We start from the raw sequence: 16424 nt of genomic DNA, 5'->3' as shown, positions 1-16424 counted from the left end.
CGAGAGATTTTTTCGGCTGGCAAGGAAGTAAAACCGCAGGAATAGCGGTCCCTATTTCAAGGTTTTGCTGACGCAGCCAGACGGAAAAAGATCCGCCAGGATGTGCAGTGTGAATAAATCAGTGATTCCCTAGGAACCTTAGACTCACCTTCACTCCCTTGTCAATCACCATTCACTTTGCTGGTTAAAACCCGTCCGGTAACAGCATCAACCTGTAACCGATATTTAATACCATTAGCCTTACAGGTCACTTTGTAAAACGGATAGGAAGCGACCGGATTATCCACTTTTGCTGTTGTTGCCACAATCGGTCCCATTTCCATTGCCAACGGCTTCCAGGTGAATTTGTCGTTCATCATCAGTTTCTCATAACCTTTACTGTGTTCACTTCTTTTTTCCATGTATTGTTCGTTATCTTTAGTCGTAAGCTCTATTTGTTTATATTCGATTTGACTGCCATCAACGCCAATCGCCTCTGCTACAATCCTTTTGACTGCTTCCTGGTCAAGCAGCGTGATATTATTCTTAGCCGCTTGTGCTTCAATCATCCTTGTCCTGGCTTGTACAATTCTCCTATGTTCATCCAGCTTTTCTTGGTGCCAGTATACACCGCCTGCTCCGGCAATAACCATACAGATAATAAGCGTCAGACCAACCTTTTTAACAGGAATTGCTGAAAAACCTTTGCCTGCTTTTACTTTCGCCTTTTCAAAAAACGAAATTTTGGTTTCCAAAATAAACCCTCCTTATTTTTACACTATCAATAAAAACCGGGGAAATTGAAAATTTCAAACCCATCGCTACCGCTAGTATAGAAATAAAATCTAAACAATTCCTAAACAAAATGTAACCATTCCTGAAATTTATTTGCCAAAATTATTTTCTGTAAAAAGCAATCTCGCCTACCAATACCCTTTTTAAGAGTCCGGCAGCGTTCCCCTGTTGTTATAAGCGGAATCATTATTCACCCTGCCTTTGGCTGCGGCTACTTTATCCGCCGCTTAGCAGTACAAGCATAGTCCGTCTTTGCTGAATATACGATATAAAAAGCCGGAAGAACGGATCTCATCCATTCTTCCGGCTTTTGCCAATCATTATCTTACCAGCCAGCTCAGCGGCACAGCAGGACAGCTACATCATTCACATTGGTCCCGGTCGGCCCGCTCAGTAATAGACTATCACAAGCCGCCAGTCCACAATAAGCATCATTGTCTTCCAAAACCGCCCCTATCTTTAGCCCCTGCCGCAAGAGCACCTCCTGGGTTTGGCCATCGACCAGCCCGCCGGCAGCATCAGTTGGGCCGTCCGTACCGTCCGACCCGGCAGCAATAACCACCGTATCCGCCAGCCCGGCGATCCCCTCGGCAGCGGCAAGGGCGAATTCCTGATTTCGACCGCCCTTGCCCTTCCCCTTTACATTTACGACGGTCTCGCCACCCAGAATGACCGCACAGGGCGGTTGCAAATAGCCACCATCCCGGATCTCCCGGGCAATCGCCGCTAAGAACCGTCCTCCCTCCCGCGCCTCGCAGGTCAGTTGAGTGGTAAGAATAACCGGACGGTAACCAAGTCTTGCCGCTGCGGCAGCAGCCTCCCGGCACAAGGCTTTCACGCTGCCGGTGACCATGACGGTAACATTATCCACCTGCTTGGGTGTTTCCAGCTTCAGCTTGGCCAACAGCGAGGAAGGCAGTGACAATTTATATTTCTCGACAATCGCCAACGCGTCCTCCACCGTCGCGGCATCGGGCCAGGCCGGACCGGAAGCAATTGAATCCAACCGGTCACCCAGCACATCGGACAGGATAACAGAAAACACCTGAGCCGGCCGGCACAAGTGTGCGAAGCGCCCGCCTTTGACTGCAGACAGCCGCTTTCTGATTGTATTAATTTCAACAATATCGGCACCGCAGGCCAGCAATTGCTGTGTGATCTTCTCCAGATCGGTCAGATCCACACCGGGCAGCGGTTTTTCAAATAAGGCGGAACCGCCGCCGGACACCAGAAAGAGTACGGTATCTGTTGCCGTAAGCCCCTCAACCAGCGCCAACACTTTTTCAGTGCCATACAGCGTATTCCGGTCAGGAACCGGGTGTCCTGCTTCCACTACTTCAATCCGCTCCAGCAGCCCCTGGGCGTGGCCGTATTTAGTAAGAACAGCCCCTTTGACCAGAGCCGGTCCAAGCACCTTGGCAGCCGCCTGCGCCATTGAAAAGCCGGCTTTACCGATAGCAACCAGATAAACCCTGCCGGGAAATCGGCGATCTGCCAGAGCAGCTTCCACCGCCTGGTTGGGCAGCACCCCGGCAATAGCCTCATTGACAATCCTTCTTGCATCTTCCCGTAGATCAGTCATCCTATCCCTCTTCTCTTATCGTGCAGATAAAAAATCATGTAATACAATATATAGACTGTAACTATACACTGTATTACATGACATATTTAGGGCGTGGCTTCAACTTATCCGAAACGACCCTAGCGGCGCTTTTTGTGCCACACTTCATTAATTTTTTTTGGAATAGGGGCCGCTATTCCTGCAAAAATTCAACTCGTCTGGCGCAAAAATCACTCGCTATGAATCATTCCGCTATTTTGAAGACACAGCCTAGGAATTAACCACATTAACAGGGGAGCCGGCTAAAAAAGCCGACAAATTATCTACGGCAATCCCCAGCAGCCGTTCCCTGGACTCTTTTGGCGCCCAGGCAATATGAGGGGTAATGATGCAGTTAGGCGCACTAAGCAGCGGACTGTCTGCCTCAATCGGCTCTGTCGCCACAACGTCCAGCGCGGCAGCAAATACCTGCCCGTTCGCCAGCGCTTCGGCCAGATCCTCCTCAACAATCAGGGGCCCGCGTGATGTGTTGATTATGATGACACCCGGCTTCATCTTGGCCAGTGAAGCTTTATTGATCATCCCCCTGGTCGAATCAAACAAGGGGCAATGCAGGCTGATAACATCGGCACAGGCATAAATCTCATCCAGTTCGGCGTACCGCAGCACATCGGTCTCCAATTCTTTTTTCCGGTAGTTGTCATAAGCAAGCACCTTCATGCCAAAGGCATTGGCAATTTGTGCCGTAACCTGACCAATCCGCCCGAAACCGATAATCCCCATCGTTTTGTCCTTAAGCTCAATCAACGGGTAGTTCCAAAAACTGAAATCGCCGCGCTGCGCCCACTCACCGGCCTGCACCGCTTCATAATGGGCACCTACATGATGGCAAATCTCCAGTAGCAGGGCAAATACATATTGAGCAACGGCACTTGTCCCGTAAGTGGGAATATTAGTAACGATAATCCCCTGCTCCTTCGCAGCAGCCACATCCACCACATTATACCCGGTGGCCAATACGCCCACATAACGCAGAGCCGGACACTGTTGTAATATATCCCTGGTCAGCGGCGTTTTATTGGTGAAAGCAATCGCGGCATCACTAATTCTTTCGACAATGTTTTCCGGAGGTGTTCTGTCATAGCAGGTGCACTCACCTAGTTTCTCAAGTTCTGTCCAGCTTAAATCGCCCGGATTTAACGTATATCCATCCAAAACAACAATTTTCATCGGTACACCTCATTTATCAGTTTACGATATACCCCGTACAGAACAGAAGCTAAGAAACCATCGATTACCTGGTTTCCCCACCGGACTTGAAAATCAGCGTTTCCCAAACTTCCACGGAGTTTTCCACCGCTTCCTCCGCTGACACAAAATCACGCCGTTCCACGGCATCAAGCAATTTCCGGTGTGTCTCTTTGGATTCCAGGCTAAAATAGGTATGGTTACGCATGCTCTGCGCAATGTACGGACTAAAATACTCCATAACAAACCGGTATATTTTTTCCAGCAACCGGTTTTTAGTGATTTTGCCCAAAATATGATGAAACTCCAAATCAAAATTTAATAGTCTGTCATAATCTTTCTCTTGGCCGTTTTTCAGTATTTCCATCGATTCATAACACTGCCGCAGTTCCCGGATATCTTCTTCACCGGCGTTTTTAATGGCCAGACGGATAACATCCTTTTCCAGCAGCATTCTTAACTCCTTAAGCTCCTCGAACTCCGGCTGTGACAAAATGAAGCTGAACAAGAGCGGATCAAACAGCACCTTCCCCTCAATGTCCGACGAGACATACGTCCCATCGCCCCGTTTTATCTCAATAATCCCAAAGGCCGCCAAAATTTTCATAGCCTCCCGGATGGAGCCCCGGCTGACCGACAATAATTTGGCCAGTTCCATTTCAGCCGGAAGCTTATCACCGGGCACCATTTTTTTTGTTAACAAGAGTTCCTTAATGCTGCTGATTACATAGTCGACCGAAGACTGGCTTGGCCGGGGGGACAGCATGATGGAAAGATCCGGCTCTCTATCATATTTCATTTCCACGTATCTCTGCTCCTTTGTTGTTCCAATTCGCATACATCCAATATTGCCTTCATTATATCATTAGCTATTTTTGGTATGCAATTGAGGAATCAACTTACTGCACAAAATTTCAGAGCAGCCGGGCCAGATCAATCCTATTACAGCTTATGCTGCTCAGGATGCAGCATCGTCGCAATGCTCCGGTCCAAAACCTCGTCATCCCAGATTTTTTTCCAGTCTTCCCGCAGTACCAGTTTATTGCCAAGCTCAATAGCCACCAGGCAGGCATCGGATACCCGGGCATTCAGTTTGCCTAAAAAATTAGCCGACAAATTGTATACATGACCGGCCATGAAAGATTCGGCCGCTGCCCGGGGAATCCCGCGCCGCTCGGCTTCCTTAACCGTTTCCGCCATAGCGTACAGCGCTGTAGCTCCCAGTATTTCCACCAAGGTCGGTTCCAGAAAGGCAATGTCCCTCACCCCCATCACATAACTGTTCATCACCGGCGAGAACATGATTTCACTAACCCGCCGGGCTTTGGCAAAATTCTCATCAGAACCTTGAATCTTGGCCATAACAATATCTTGTTTGCCGGCTACCCCGCCAAAATAATCCTGCCGTGCCTCCACCGTGTCCTGGTCCAGGAAATAGGACGGATGGCAGGGGTGGGTAACCGCAAAGGTGCAATCGTCCCGCAAAGCCAGTTCCTTGGCCACAGCTGCGGCCGGATCCAGAATAATCAGGGTACTGCCTGGGCTCATCAGCTTGACAATTCCTTCTGATACCTGCTTGATCAATTTATCAGGAACGGCCAAGATAATAACATCACTCTTCGGCACTGCAAGCTCCGGCGCCGTCACCGTCAAACCGTGCTCCCGGATACTCCGGATACCGGCCTCAGCCGTTTCGCACAGATACAATTCGATTTCAGCCGGATGTTTCACTAAATTATTACTGCAGCGGGTACCCATTTTTCCGCCTGCCCCAATAACACTGACAATCATACCTTTCTCCACAATGCGCATCTCCTCTGCTATTTATTATGATAGGCCCGCTGTATGGCCTTAACAATATCCGCAACCGACATGCCATAGTAATCGAGCACTTCTTCTGCCGCTCCTGAACTGGGGAAAATATCCTGCAATCCCACTCGCTCAATCCGTACCGGCTGCCGCTCGGTGCTTACCTTGGCTACCGCATCGGCCAAACCGCCGATAATGTTATGGTCCTCAATGGTTACCGCCGTACCGCATGCCTCGAGCAGCGCGGCAATCCCCTCCGTATCCAACGGTTTAAGAGTTGCCACATCAGCTACGGTCACTCGAATTCCCTGTTCGGCAGCAATTTGCGCCGCTTCCAATACCCGGTTTAAAATAAACCCGTTGGCTAACACAGCCACATCGGTGCCAAATTCTTTTAAAATGCGGATTTTTCCCAGTTCAAACGGAGTATCCGCATCATATACCACATGCTCCCGTCCACTGCCGGCCCGGATGTACACCGGTCCCGGGATGGCGGCAGCGGCCTTTACGGCGTGATACATCTGGTGGGCATCGGCCGGCACAATGACGGTAATTCCCGGAATGCTGCGCACAATCCCCAGGTCTTCAAAAAACTGATGGGTAACGCCTTCCTTCTCGCCACAGAACACGCCGCCATTAATTCCGATAAGCTTAACATTAAGGCCGGGATAGGCCACAAAGGTACGGACCTGTTCCCCGGCCCGCATGGTAATAAAGCCGCCATAAGTACCTACAAAGGGGATCAAGCCGCAGCTTGCCAGCCCGGCGGCAACGCCTACCGAGTTTTGCTCGGCAATGCCGACCTCTATATATTGCTCCGGGAACTGCTCCATGAAGGCCGTTGCCCGCATCGCTTTTAAGGAGTCGGCCGATACAAACATAACCCGGTCATCCTGTCCGGCCAGCTCCAGCATGGCCTGCGCAAATGCTTCCCGTGTTCCTTTATAATTACTCATCATCCTGCCCTCCCAACACGTCTATGGCCATCGCAAGCTGCTCCGCCGTAGGAATTCTTTTGTGCCAAGAATTGTCGTTTTCCATAAAGGACAAACCTTTCCCTTTTATCGTATTGGCGATAATCACTGAAGGACCGTCACTTTGTTTGGCCGTCTCAATCGCTCCGAGAATCTGCGAAAAATCATGGCCGTCAATGACCTGGCAATGCCAGTTAAAGGCTTGCCATTTGGGCAGTACAGGCAACAGCCCACTGACCAGCTCCACACTGTCGCCGCTTTGCCAGCCGTTATGATCGACAAAGGCGATCAGTTTATTCAGTTTATATTTACTGGCGCACATGGCCGCCTCCCAGATCAGTCCCTCTTGCAGCTCGCCATCGCCCAGCAGCACGTAAGTATAATAAGCTTTCTTCTGATATTGAGCCGCCAGCGCTATCCCGGTAGCCAGCGATAAGCCGTTACCCAGCGAGCCGGAGGTCATATCGATGCCCGGCGTCTTATTCATATCCGGATGGCCCTGCAGCATGCGACCCATGCGCCGTAAACCGTCAAACTCAGCAGTGGAAAAATAACCCCGTCTGGCCAACGCAGCGTATAAGGCCGGACAGGCATGCCCCTTGGAAAGAATAAACCGGTCCCGCTCACTCCAATGAGGATTTGCCGGATCAATCTGCATTACTTTAAAATACAACGCTGTGATGATATCGGCAGCGGAAAACGCCGGTCCCGGATGGCCGTCTTTTGCTTCGTACACCATTTTTATAACATCCAGGCGTATTTTGTTGGCTATCGTCTGCAAGTCACTGCAGTCTGTTTTAACCATGCTAACCTTCACTCCTTTGCTTTGATGATTCTGCTCTTTGATTATACGTATGACGTTTGATGTTTGACTCAAGATTAGCACAGAAAAAAACGACCTGTCAATCTATATTTTTAGAATTCCGCTGACTCCAACAGATCTGCAGTCCTCAAAAAAGCTAAAATTTTGTAATAATATGAAAAAAGATTATTTTCTGTTTTTTCTTGACAATTATATTTTGGAGCCCTACAATTACAACTATACGTTAAACGTTTGATGTTTAATCTTTTAAAAGGAGAATGAGTATGCCGACAAATCCGCTTCCCTTTGATGAAGAACGGTTGATCAGCAAATTGCGCTGGAGGATTGTCCCTTTTATCTTCTTATTATATATCGTGGCCATGATGGACCGGGTTAACATTAGTTTCGCCGCCCTGGAAATGAACAAGGCCTTAAGCATCTCTTCCACTACCTTTGGAATGATCGCCGGTATCTTCTTTATTGCCTACTTCTTTTTTGAAATCCCCAGTAACGTACTCATGCACAAACTTGGTTCCCGGCTTTGGATGGCCCGTATTCTAATCACCTGGGGATTAGTTACTGTCGTAACCGGCTTTATTCAAAATGCTACCCAGTTGGGAATCTTGCGCGTTCTCCTGGGAATTGCCGAAGCCGGCTTCTATCCCGGCATGATTCTTTATATGACCTACTGGTTCCCTTCCAAACATCTAGCTAAAACACTGGCCATATTTATGACTGGCATGGCGCTGAACAATATCATCACCGGCCCGATTTCCACCTGGATTATGGACAATGTCCACTGGATGAATCTGGAGGGCTGGCGCTGGCTGTTTATCCTGGAAGGCATCCCGGCGATCGTCTTAGGGATTATCACTTTATTCTACTTAATTGACCGGCCGGAACAAGCCACTTTTTTAACTGCCGAAGAAAAAACCTGGCTCATTGATCAGTTAAAAAAGGAACATGAACACAAACTGGCCAAAACAAAAGTATCAAAATGGGAAGTGTTAAAAAATATCAGAGTCTGGCATCTGGCGATTATTTTCTTCGGCTATGTAAGCTCTATGTACGGCCTGAGCATGTGGGTGCCACAGATTATTAAGGCTCTCGGAAAAACCTTATCCAATACCCAGGTCGGCTTGATCTCGACCCTGCCTTATATTTGCGGCGTATTCGCCATGGTCGCAGTGGCCCGGCACTCGGATAAAACGATGGAACGGCGCTATCATGTGGGCTTGCCGATTTCCCTTGCTTTTATCGGACTAATCGCCCTTACACTGACTACCGACATCACCTGGTCGCTGGCCTGGATTGCCCTCAGTACGGTTGGCATCTACGGTTTTGCCGGAACCTTCTGGACGCTGCCCAGCGCTTTTCTCTCCGAAGAAACTGCCGCGGTCGGCATTGCCCTGATTAATTCAATCGCCAATCTTGGCGGCTTTGCCGGGCCCTATATGGTAGGCTATCTAAAGGACCTAACCGGCTCCACCACAAGCAGTATGTACGTATTGGCCACCTGCGCCTTGCTAACCTGCCTGCTAACACTGGCCATCCCGGAAAAACTGGTCAGTACCGGGACTACGGCCGGATCACCCGAGGAAGAACCCCAGCCTGATTCGGCTCATACTTCAGTATAATAACGCCATAAGAAATACCTGCTTTTAAGCGCGAGGCTTAAAAGCAGGTATTTCTATTGTTTCTATCTAAAACCCCTAGACCAAAAACTTCTCTTTGGGCAGAGGCAACGCCGTAGCCAGCGTCAGTTCATACGCTTCCTGCCCGTGTTCGCTGATATCAAGGCCCGTGCTTTCGACTGCCGCCTCTGTACGGATGGCCATGACAGCGCCTAACAGCTTCATGATGACATAGGTTGCTATGCCGCTGAAAGCGCAGGCAGCCAGCACACCTACAAGCTGCGGTACCAGCAGGGCGGCGTTACCGTAGAATAAGCCGTCGGCCCCGGCACTGTTGACCGATGTTGTGGCAAACAATCCGGTAGCCACCGCACCCCAGATACCGCCGACCCCGTGAATGCCAAAAGCGTCCAGCGAATCGTCATAGCCCAGGCGGCCCTTCATAATCGTAACGGAAAAATAACAAATACCGCCGGACAACAGTCCGATAATAATCGAAGACATGGCCGTGACAAAACCGGCCGCCGGCGTAATGGCAACCAAACCGGCCACCGCGCCACTGATCAGGCCAAGCAGCGAGGGTTTTCCCTCATGCAGACATTCCACGACAAGCCAGGCTGCCGCCCCGGCTGCCGCCGAAAGATGGGTCACTAAAAATGCGTTAGCCGCCAGCGCATTGGCCGCCAATGCGCTGCCGCTATTGAAACCGAACCAGCCAAACCACAGCATAGCGGCTCCCAGCACGGCCATAGGCAAATGATGCGGCCGGGTCTGCTTACGGCGCTTGCCCAGCATGACACAGGCAACCAGACCGGCGATGCCTGAGCTGATATGAACCACCGTACCGCCGGCGAAATCCAACGCCCCCATTTCCCGCAGCCAGCCACCTACGCCCCAAACCCAGTGAGCCAGCGGATTATACACCACAGCACTCCAGATAAATGTGAAGGCAACAAACGCGGGAAACCGCATTCTTTCTACGACAGAACCGGAAATCAACGCCGGTGTAATCACGGCAAACATCATCTGAAAAATAACAAATACCAAATGCGGAATAGTCGGAGCATAATCGGCATTGCCGGCAGGCCCTACCCCTTGCAGCCCCAGCATGCTCATATCGCCGATCAACCCGCCATGATCCGGTCCGAAGGATAAACTGTAGCCAAACACAACCCACTCTATTGATACAATGGCCAGCACAACCAATACCTGGGTCAGTGTGTTCAATACATTTTTCTGTCCCACCATGCCGCCATAAAAAAAAGCCACCCCGGGGATCATAAACATGACCAATGCCGCCGAAACTAATACAAACGTTGTGTCTCCCGCACTGATTGCCATTACCTGCTCCATCCGACAACCTCCTTAAACTTAAAAAAAAACAGAAAAAGCCCTCGCATATAGCGAAGGCTTCATTGCCTCATTTTCGTTATGTTAATTTTACTACATCATTTTAGACATTTTTCACGGTACTGTCAATATCAATTTTAATTTAATTTTCCCCTCTGATCTCGCTGGCGGTCCGCTCAATTTTAAAAGTGCAAATTAAGTTCAGGAAGTTTTTTCACCAGGCAATGACAACAAAGCCTTGCGGAAAAGGATCTGTAAGGGAATTGTATCTTGAGCGTTGATGGACCACAGCACTCTCGCCTGTAGAATTTTTTACTGGAAAAATACCGGTCGATACTCTAAAATGAATATATTCCAAATCAGATGGACAACAGTCAGCCTATTGGCTGGTGAGATTCGGGGGAGCTGTGTTAATGAACGGATATGTCTGGATTATTTTTGGTTATGCCTTATTTTTAATTGCTATTGGCTTTTTGCTAAAAAACCGGGTAAAGAACACTAATGACTTTTTTGTCGGCAATCGCAAATTTGGTGCCGGTTTACTATTTGCCACCCTGATTGCCCCCAATATCGGCGCCGGCTCCACCGTCGGCATCGCCGGACTTGGCTATACAACAGGTATCTCGGCGGCCTGGTGGATTATCGCCTCCGCCATCGGCACCATGATTCTGGCCTTCTGGGTTGGCCCGGCGATCTGGCGTAAAGCCGTCAAGCACAACCTATATACATTGGGTGATTATCTGGACTACCGCTACGGTTCCGGTTTTCGCGGTTTAATTTCTCTGTTGATGGCCATCGGCAGCATCGCTATTTTTGCCGGACAGTTGATGGGCATCGCCTGGATTCTGTCGGCGGTAGCCGGCATGTCTAAAGCAGCCGGTATTATCAGTGGTGCCTTGGTGGTTGTACTATATTTCGGCGCCGGCGGTCTGCTGTCGGCCGCCTATGTCAATATCATTCAGGTCTGCGTTAAATTTCTCGGCTTTACTATCGCCCTGCCCTTTGTCCTGCAGGCGGTAGGCGGCTGGGGCGGCCTGCAGGATAAGGTGGCCGCCCATTTGGGCAATGCGGCCCAGACTGCCTCCTATTTCAGTTTTGACGGCATCGGCATCACTTCCCTGGTTGGTTTTTTCCTGATGCTGACGCCTTCCTTTTTTATTTCACCGGCCCTGATCGGGAAAGTCTATAGTGCCAAAGACGAAAAAACAGTCATCCGCAGTACCTTCTTGTGCGGTCTGGTCATGTTGGTCTTTGCCCTGGTTCCGGTCATCCTCGGTATGGCGGCTTTTGTGACGCTGCCGCAGCTTACCGAGCGTGATCTGGCACTGCCTACCGTCATGAAAGAATGCATGCCCTTCTGGACTTCGGCGCTGGCCTTAGCTGCCATCTTCTCGGCGGAGATCAGTGCCGCCGATGCAGTGCTCTATATGATCACCACCGCCTTTACCAAAGACCTCTACAAAACCTTTGTTAACCCTTCCATCGCGGACGCAAAACTGCTGCGCATCAATCGGGCGGTCACCGCCGTAGCCGGCCTGATCGGTGTGCTTTTAGCCATCGTCCTACCTAATATCATCGCGGCCTTGTCCATCTTTTATTCTCTCATGTCGGTCTCGCTGACCGCGCCACTCCTATTTGGCCTGTTTTCCCGGCGGCCAAGCCCGACAGCCGCCTTCCTCACCGCTATGACAGGCATCGTTATTACCGCCGTCCTGCAATTTGGTTACGGCGGTAAGGGCCTTGGTTTTTTAAACGCCCAATCGACCGCTCTTGTCGCCACCATGCTTGTCATGCTGGGCATGATGGTTCTCTTTCCCGCCAAGGATTCCAAAGAAACAAGCCCGTAACAAAGGAGCAGTCTGCCATACCGCAAGACTGCTCCTTTTATTTATCCGGTCAGGGGCTGTCACTCGTTTTGTCTTCCCCCGCCGGTTGTTCTTCATCCTCCCGTTTAATCTCATGGCCGGTCCAGATATGCTTGCTTTGGCACATCCAGTCCTGTACAACATTCAGAGCCTCGCCGAATCGCTGGAAGTGAACGACTTCCCGCTGCCACAAAAAACGCAGCGTATCTTTTACACAGGGATCATCGGTACAGGCAATCAGATGTTCATAGGTAGCACGGGCCTTTTGTTCCGCCGCCATATTTTCCGTCAGGTCGGTAATGGGATCGCCCAGACAGGCGATATATTTTGCCGACCAGGGTACGCCGTTGGCATCGGCCCAGAACAGCCCGCCGTCATGTTGCACGAATTGCCCTTCCCAGCCGGCTTCCTTGTAATCCTTGCAAGACGCGCACTCAGTCAGTTTATAGACCAGTGCGGCAATCATTTCCATATGGGCTAGTTCCTCGGTTCCGATATCCGTAAGTACAGCTCGGGCCATATCGGTGGGCATGCTGTAGCGTTGATTAAGGTAACGCAGCGACGCCGATAATTCACCATCCGGACCGCCGTACTGGGTAATGACCATTTTGGCGAACTTTACATCCGGCCGGCTTACTCTTACCGGGTGCTGCAGTTTTTTTTCATATAGCCACATGATGCTGACATTCCTCCTTTTCCCTTATAGCTGCCATGGCCAGGGTCCTTGCGACCATTGCCATGGTTCACCGCTGTAGCCGCCCATGCCAAAATGAATCAACGGCCCGTATTCTTCTTCATAGTCCTCCACCAGTTTCCGCAGGGCCTGCACGGCACAGTTATAGTCATTAATGGCCTCCTCATCACAGGGATGGGTATCCAGATATAAATTAAGCTCGACCGCTACAAATTCCATCTCCTGAATCCTTTTCAGCCTTGCCGCCTGTTTCTCACAGTCCACGGTATGCACCTCCTCTTACCCACTTAGCACCTTATCAATCCTAATTCAGTGAATACTGTCGGTCCATTTGCCGCAAGCCTGCATCATCGTCGTCCGCATACTCCCCGGGTATGCCTCCTTCCGCCGCCTTGCCTTACGAAAAAATAGCCTCGTCATTATTCTACCGTTTTAGGACTGACAAGCTACTAGCGGGGTATTTTATAAACGCCATATAGCTCGGGAAATAATGTTCCTTTAGCAAGCGCCTCCTGGGGATTAAAGGCCTGTTTGTAAAATTGCCAAGGCACGTACGAATGAGCCAGCCGCATCCCCATGTCTGCCGGACAAATCGTTCCTTCCATATATTCTTCGTCATAGGTACAATCATCAGTATCGGGTGACATATAGGTTTTCTTCGGTCTCCGTTCCACGCTTTATCCTCCTCTCAACTAACCCTAGTATATGTTATGTATACGGTTATCCAAATGTCACAAAAAAACCGGCTCTGCCAATAAGACAGAGCCGGTAATCGTTTTTTTATTCCTGGGTTAACTGGCCAGCGGCATAATGAAAAAGGCCAGAATGTATAGTACGACACCGGCCCCACGGTATAGCCCGGCCAGCACCCACACAAGCCGGATAAGCGACACATCCACTCCGGTATAATTGCTGACTCCGGCACACACCCCGAGGATCATAGCATGCGCCTGATCAATCGCCAAAGGACGATGTACCGGCCCGCCGCCGGTCGTATTGCTTTGCATAAACTGCCATATTGTCAAGCCACTAAATAAGTATGCACCAACTCGGATTACCCATACCACAACCGCCACCTCCCGGATCCCGTAACAAACAATAGCTAGTAACAGTATTACCGGTTCTTGCTTCTTTTAATCAAAATCCCCGGCTGCCTGAGGCAGCCGGGGATTTATAGCAAGCTTTCTAGCGGCGATCTTTTAGCCGTTGCACCAGCTTTAATCTTTTTTCCGGTTTTTCCGACGGCTCTGGCTCGGAAAGCTCATCCATCGGCACAGCCGACCGTGCCGATCGTCGGCCGATATTAATTAAAATGCCCATAGCCACCAGATTAACAATCAGAGACGTGCCGCCAAAGCTAATAAATGGCAGAGGTACACCGACTACCGGCAGCAAACCCGACACCATACCGATATTGATTACTGCCTGGCCGGCTACCAGCAGGGTGACACCAATGGCCAGGATTTTTCCAAAGCCGTCCGGGGTACGCCGGGCAATCTGTCCACCATAACAGGCTAGTAGCCCCATCAGTACCAAAACCAGCAAGGCCCCAAAAAATCCCCATTCCTGGCAAAGTACCGCAAAAGCAAAGTCGGTATGCGATTCGGGCAGGTAATAAAACTTACTGGCTCCCATCCCCAGTCCCGTACCGGACAGCCCGCCGGAGCCAATGGCCAGCAGCGACTGCACCGTCTGGTAGCCGATCCCCTGCTGATGCTCCCAGGGATCAAGCCAGGCCGTAATCCGGTCCATCCGGTAGGCAGCGGCATAGGAAAAGTAAGCCAGCACCGCCGCACCGCCGCCATACAGCAGGTAAAGCTGTTGCTTGGGCAGTCCGGCCAGCACATAGAGGATCAGGCAAAGGCCAACTACGATCACGGCGGTTCCCATATCGGGCTGCTTAAGAATCAACACCCCCATGATGCCAATAAAAATGACTGGTAAGGACAGGAGTGAAATTTTTCTTTTTCGATCGATCCGTGGGCCCAAATAACTGGCCGCCACAATGATGGAAGCCAGTTTGGCAATCTCCGACGGCTGAAATTTAATCCCCAGATTGAGCCAGCGCCGGGCCCCGTTGGCATCGACACCGGTAAAATGAACGGCAATCAACATACCCAGCGTCATAACAGCCAAAAGCCCCGACAGCCGGTTTAGCTTTCGGTAATCCGGCCTCGTAGCGATAATCAAACCGACCATGCCAATCGCAAAGCTGATCAGATGACGTTTAAGAAAAAAATAGCTGTCGTCCAGCAGTTGTCCCGCCAAAACAAAGCTGGCACTGAATACATTAACCGTACCAATGATAAATAAAATAAAAGTAATATATAATACCGCTTCGGCCGGTCCTGTCCATATTCTGGGAATTTTCAGCATAGCAAAGCCTCCGTATCTACTTTCTTTCATTATATCAGAAAATTTGTCTCCAGCCCAATAACCAAATTGCCCCGCCCTGCATAAGATATCATGCCGACAAGCGGATTTAGCACTAACCATCCGGTATCATCATGTGAGGTGAAGTATTATGGAAGGGATATCCTATCAGTTGCTGGCAATGGATGCGTTGGCCCATTCCCTGCTGTTAATCAATGGCGGCACTGGGCAAATCATGAGTGAACTGCCCTATTCTACCGACCTATCGCCCATCGATCTGGCGGTAACGGCCGATGGCAGCAAAGCTTACATACCGGCCGACGCCAATGGAGAAGGCGTACTGCTGGCAGCCAATCTCCGCCAGCAGGCATTATATCGCCTGCCGTTGGCCATTCCCTCGCCCAGCCAATTCTCCCTATCGCCTGACGGACAGTCGGCTTTTGTCGCAACTGCCGAGGGCTCCCTGCATCGGCTTGACCTGGTCTCCCTGTCGGTTACGCCCTGCGGCGCTCCCGGTTCACCGGAGACCTACTGTGTCGGTATTCAGGCTGATGATAACACGCTGTATAGCATCTGGGAGCATCCCGGCGGCGGCAGCTTCGCCGCTTTCGATCATCAGGGACAGCTCCTTTATGAGCAAACCATTCCCGGCATACCGACCAATCTGACACTGGATGCCCACGGCCATTTCATCATTCCCTTTACTTCGGAAAGCGCCTCCGGCGAAGGAATATTTCTCATGAGCAGAGGAACGGAAACACCGGAGATCGAAGCTACCGCGACCATCCTCTATTGCAACTGCCAAAGCAGCAGCATTCCCTGCGCTTATCCTTCCCATGCCGCTTTTTCGCCCGACGGACACACCGCCTACATTGTTAATGAGGAAAGCGCCTCCATCACGATCATCGACATCCCTACAGCAACCGTCACCGGCCGCATTCCAGTCGGCCGTTCTATCTCCTGCCTGCATCTGCTGCCTGGCGGTGATTTTGCTATCGCTTCCAGCCACATGTTCGCCGACTTAAGTTTGATCGACCTGGTAAACGGCAGACTATTGTCCATCACCGACATGCAGCGCGAATTTCTTGGCTATATTGCCGTACTAGCGTCGGACACTCAGTAAAACTGCACGCCAAGCAATGCGAGCAAAAAAAAACTTCCTAACAATTCTTAGGAGGTTTTTTTCATGTGCCAGGGCGTGTCTTTAAACTAACGGAAGGATCGATGGCGAGTGATTTCTGAACCAAACGAATTATACCCTAAAGGGCAAGCAAAAATTGCAGGAATAGCGGCCCCTATTTCAAAAAATTTAATGAAGTATGGCACAAAAAGCGCCGTCA

General features: G+C 50.4%; 16 protein-coding genes. 3 read left to right on the top strand and 13 right to left on the bottom strand.

Annotation, left to right across the window (positions count from 1 at the left end):
- Nucleotides 1–161: 161 nt before the first annotated feature.
- The 7 genes from BMW43_RS19455 to BMW43_RS19425 all read right to left on the bottom strand — a co-directional run bounded on the left by BMW43_RS19455 (nucleotide 162) and on the right by BMW43_RS19425 (nucleotide 7171).
- Complete coding sequence (locus tag BMW43_RS19455; protein ID WP_091751806.1) at nucleotides 162–734, bottom strand: hypothetical protein; 573 nt, start codon at nucleotides 732–734, stop codon at nucleotides 162–164.
- 377 nt (nucleotides 735–1111) lie between these two features.
- Nucleotides 1112–2356 (bottom strand): glycerate kinase type-2 family protein, encoded by a 1245-nt coding sequence (locus BMW43_RS19450; RefSeq protein ID WP_091751803.1) that lies wholly within the window; start codon nucleotides 2354–2356, stop codon nucleotides 1112–1114.
- A gap of 249 nt (nucleotides 2357–2605) precedes the next feature.
- Nucleotides 2606–3565, bottom strand: coding sequence for a D-2-hydroxyacid dehydrogenase (locus BMW43_RS19445; protein WP_091751800.1), 960 nt, complete (start codon nucleotides 3563–3565; stop codon nucleotides 2606–2608).
- 64 nt (nucleotides 3566–3629) lie between these two features.
- Nucleotides 3630–4382: a FadR/GntR family transcriptional regulator gene (locus tag BMW43_RS19440; RefSeq protein ID WP_245732642.1), complete on the bottom strand. Its 753-nt coding sequence runs from the start codon at nucleotides 4380–4382 to the stop codon at nucleotides 3630–3632.
- Between the two features lie 143 nt (nucleotides 4383–4525).
- A complete protein-coding gene (locus BMW43_RS19435; RefSeq protein WP_245732636.1) occupies nucleotides 4526–5395 on the bottom strand; it encodes a phosphogluconate dehydrogenase C-terminal domain-containing protein in 870 nt (289 codons plus the stop codon).
- 8 nt (nucleotides 5396–5403) lie between these two features.
- A complete protein-coding gene (locus BMW43_RS19430) occupies nucleotides 5404–6351 on the bottom strand; it encodes a transketolase family protein (protein WP_245732635.1) in 948 nt (315 codons plus the stop codon).
- The gene (locus BMW43_RS19425; protein ID WP_091751788.1) at nucleotides 6341–7171 is read right to left on the bottom strand and encodes a transketolase; all 831 of its coding nucleotides are present in this window, start codon (nucleotides 7169–7171) and stop codon (nucleotides 6341–6343) included. The genes BMW43_RS19430 and BMW43_RS19425 overlap by 11 nt, the downstream gene beginning before the upstream one ends.
- A gap of 281 nt (nucleotides 7172–7452) precedes the next feature.
- On the opposite strand from BMW43_RS19425, the gene BMW43_RS19420 reads away from it, so the two are divergent.
- Nucleotides 7453–8805, top strand: coding sequence for an MFS transporter (locus BMW43_RS19420; protein ID WP_091751785.1), 1353 nt, complete (start codon nucleotides 7453–7455; stop codon nucleotides 8803–8805).
- 75 nt (nucleotides 8806–8880) lie between these two features.
- On the opposite strand, the gene BMW43_RS19415 is transcribed toward BMW43_RS19420, so the two are convergent.
- The gene (locus BMW43_RS19415; RefSeq protein ID WP_245732633.1) at nucleotides 8881–10155 is read right to left on the bottom strand and encodes an ammonium transporter; all 1275 of its coding nucleotides are present in this window, start codon (nucleotides 10153–10155) and stop codon (nucleotides 8881–8883) included.
- A gap of 410 nt (nucleotides 10156–10565) precedes the next feature.
- On the opposite strand from BMW43_RS19415, the gene BMW43_RS19410 reads away from it, so the two are divergent.
- On the top strand, nucleotides 10566–11999 hold the full coding sequence (locus tag BMW43_RS19410; RefSeq protein WP_091751782.1) for a sodium:solute symporter family protein: 1434 nt from the start codon (nucleotides 10566–10568) through the stop codon (nucleotides 11997–11999).
- 49 nt (nucleotides 12000–12048) lie between these two features.
- On the opposite strand, the gene BMW43_RS19405 is transcribed toward BMW43_RS19410, so the two are convergent.
- The 5 genes from BMW43_RS19405 to BMW43_RS19385 all read right to left on the bottom strand — a co-directional run bounded on the left by BMW43_RS19405 (nucleotide 12049) and on the right by BMW43_RS19385 (nucleotide 15087).
- A complete protein-coding gene (locus BMW43_RS19405; RefSeq protein ID WP_091751779.1) occupies nucleotides 12049–12693 on the bottom strand; it encodes a manganese catalase family protein in 645 nt (214 codons plus the stop codon).
- A gap of 24 nt (nucleotides 12694–12717) precedes the next feature.
- On the bottom strand, nucleotides 12718–12975 hold the full coding sequence (locus BMW43_RS19400; RefSeq protein ID WP_091751776.1) for a spore coat protein CotJB: 258 nt from the start codon (nucleotides 12973–12975) through the stop codon (nucleotides 12718–12720).
- A 185-nt stretch (nucleotides 12976–13160) separates the two neighbouring features.
- Nucleotides 13161–13385: a spore coat associated protein CotJA gene (locus tag BMW43_RS19395; RefSeq protein ID WP_245732632.1), complete on the bottom strand. Its 225-nt coding sequence runs from the start codon at nucleotides 13383–13385 to the stop codon at nucleotides 13161–13163.
- A 117-nt stretch (nucleotides 13386–13502) separates the two neighbouring features.
- Nucleotides 13503–13778, bottom strand: coding sequence for a PspC domain-containing protein (locus tag BMW43_RS19390; protein ID WP_091751773.1), 276 nt, complete (start codon nucleotides 13776–13778; stop codon nucleotides 13503–13505).
- A gap of 118 nt (nucleotides 13779–13896) precedes the next feature.
- Nucleotides 13897–15087 carry an FtsW/RodA/SpoVE family cell cycle protein gene (locus BMW43_RS19385; protein ID WP_245732630.1) on the bottom strand — a complete coding sequence of 397 codons (1191 nt, stop codon included), beginning with the start codon at nucleotides 15085–15087 and terminating at the stop codon, nucleotides 13897–13899.
- Between the two features lie 148 nt (nucleotides 15088–15235).
- Here BMW43_RS19385 and BMW43_RS19380 point away from each other — a divergent pair, with 148 nt between their 5' ends.
- A complete protein-coding gene (locus BMW43_RS19380; protein WP_091751770.1) occupies nucleotides 15236–16207 on the top strand; it encodes a YncE family protein in 972 nt (323 codons plus the stop codon).
- The last annotated feature ends 217 nt before the right edge of the window (nucleotides 16208–16424 follow it).

Source organism: Propionispora vibrioides (assembly GCF_900110485.1).
Lineage (GTDB): Bacteria > Bacillota > Negativicutes > Propionisporales > Propionisporaceae > Propionispora > Propionispora vibrioides.
This window is presented reverse-complemented; position numbering and strand designations above follow the sequence as displayed.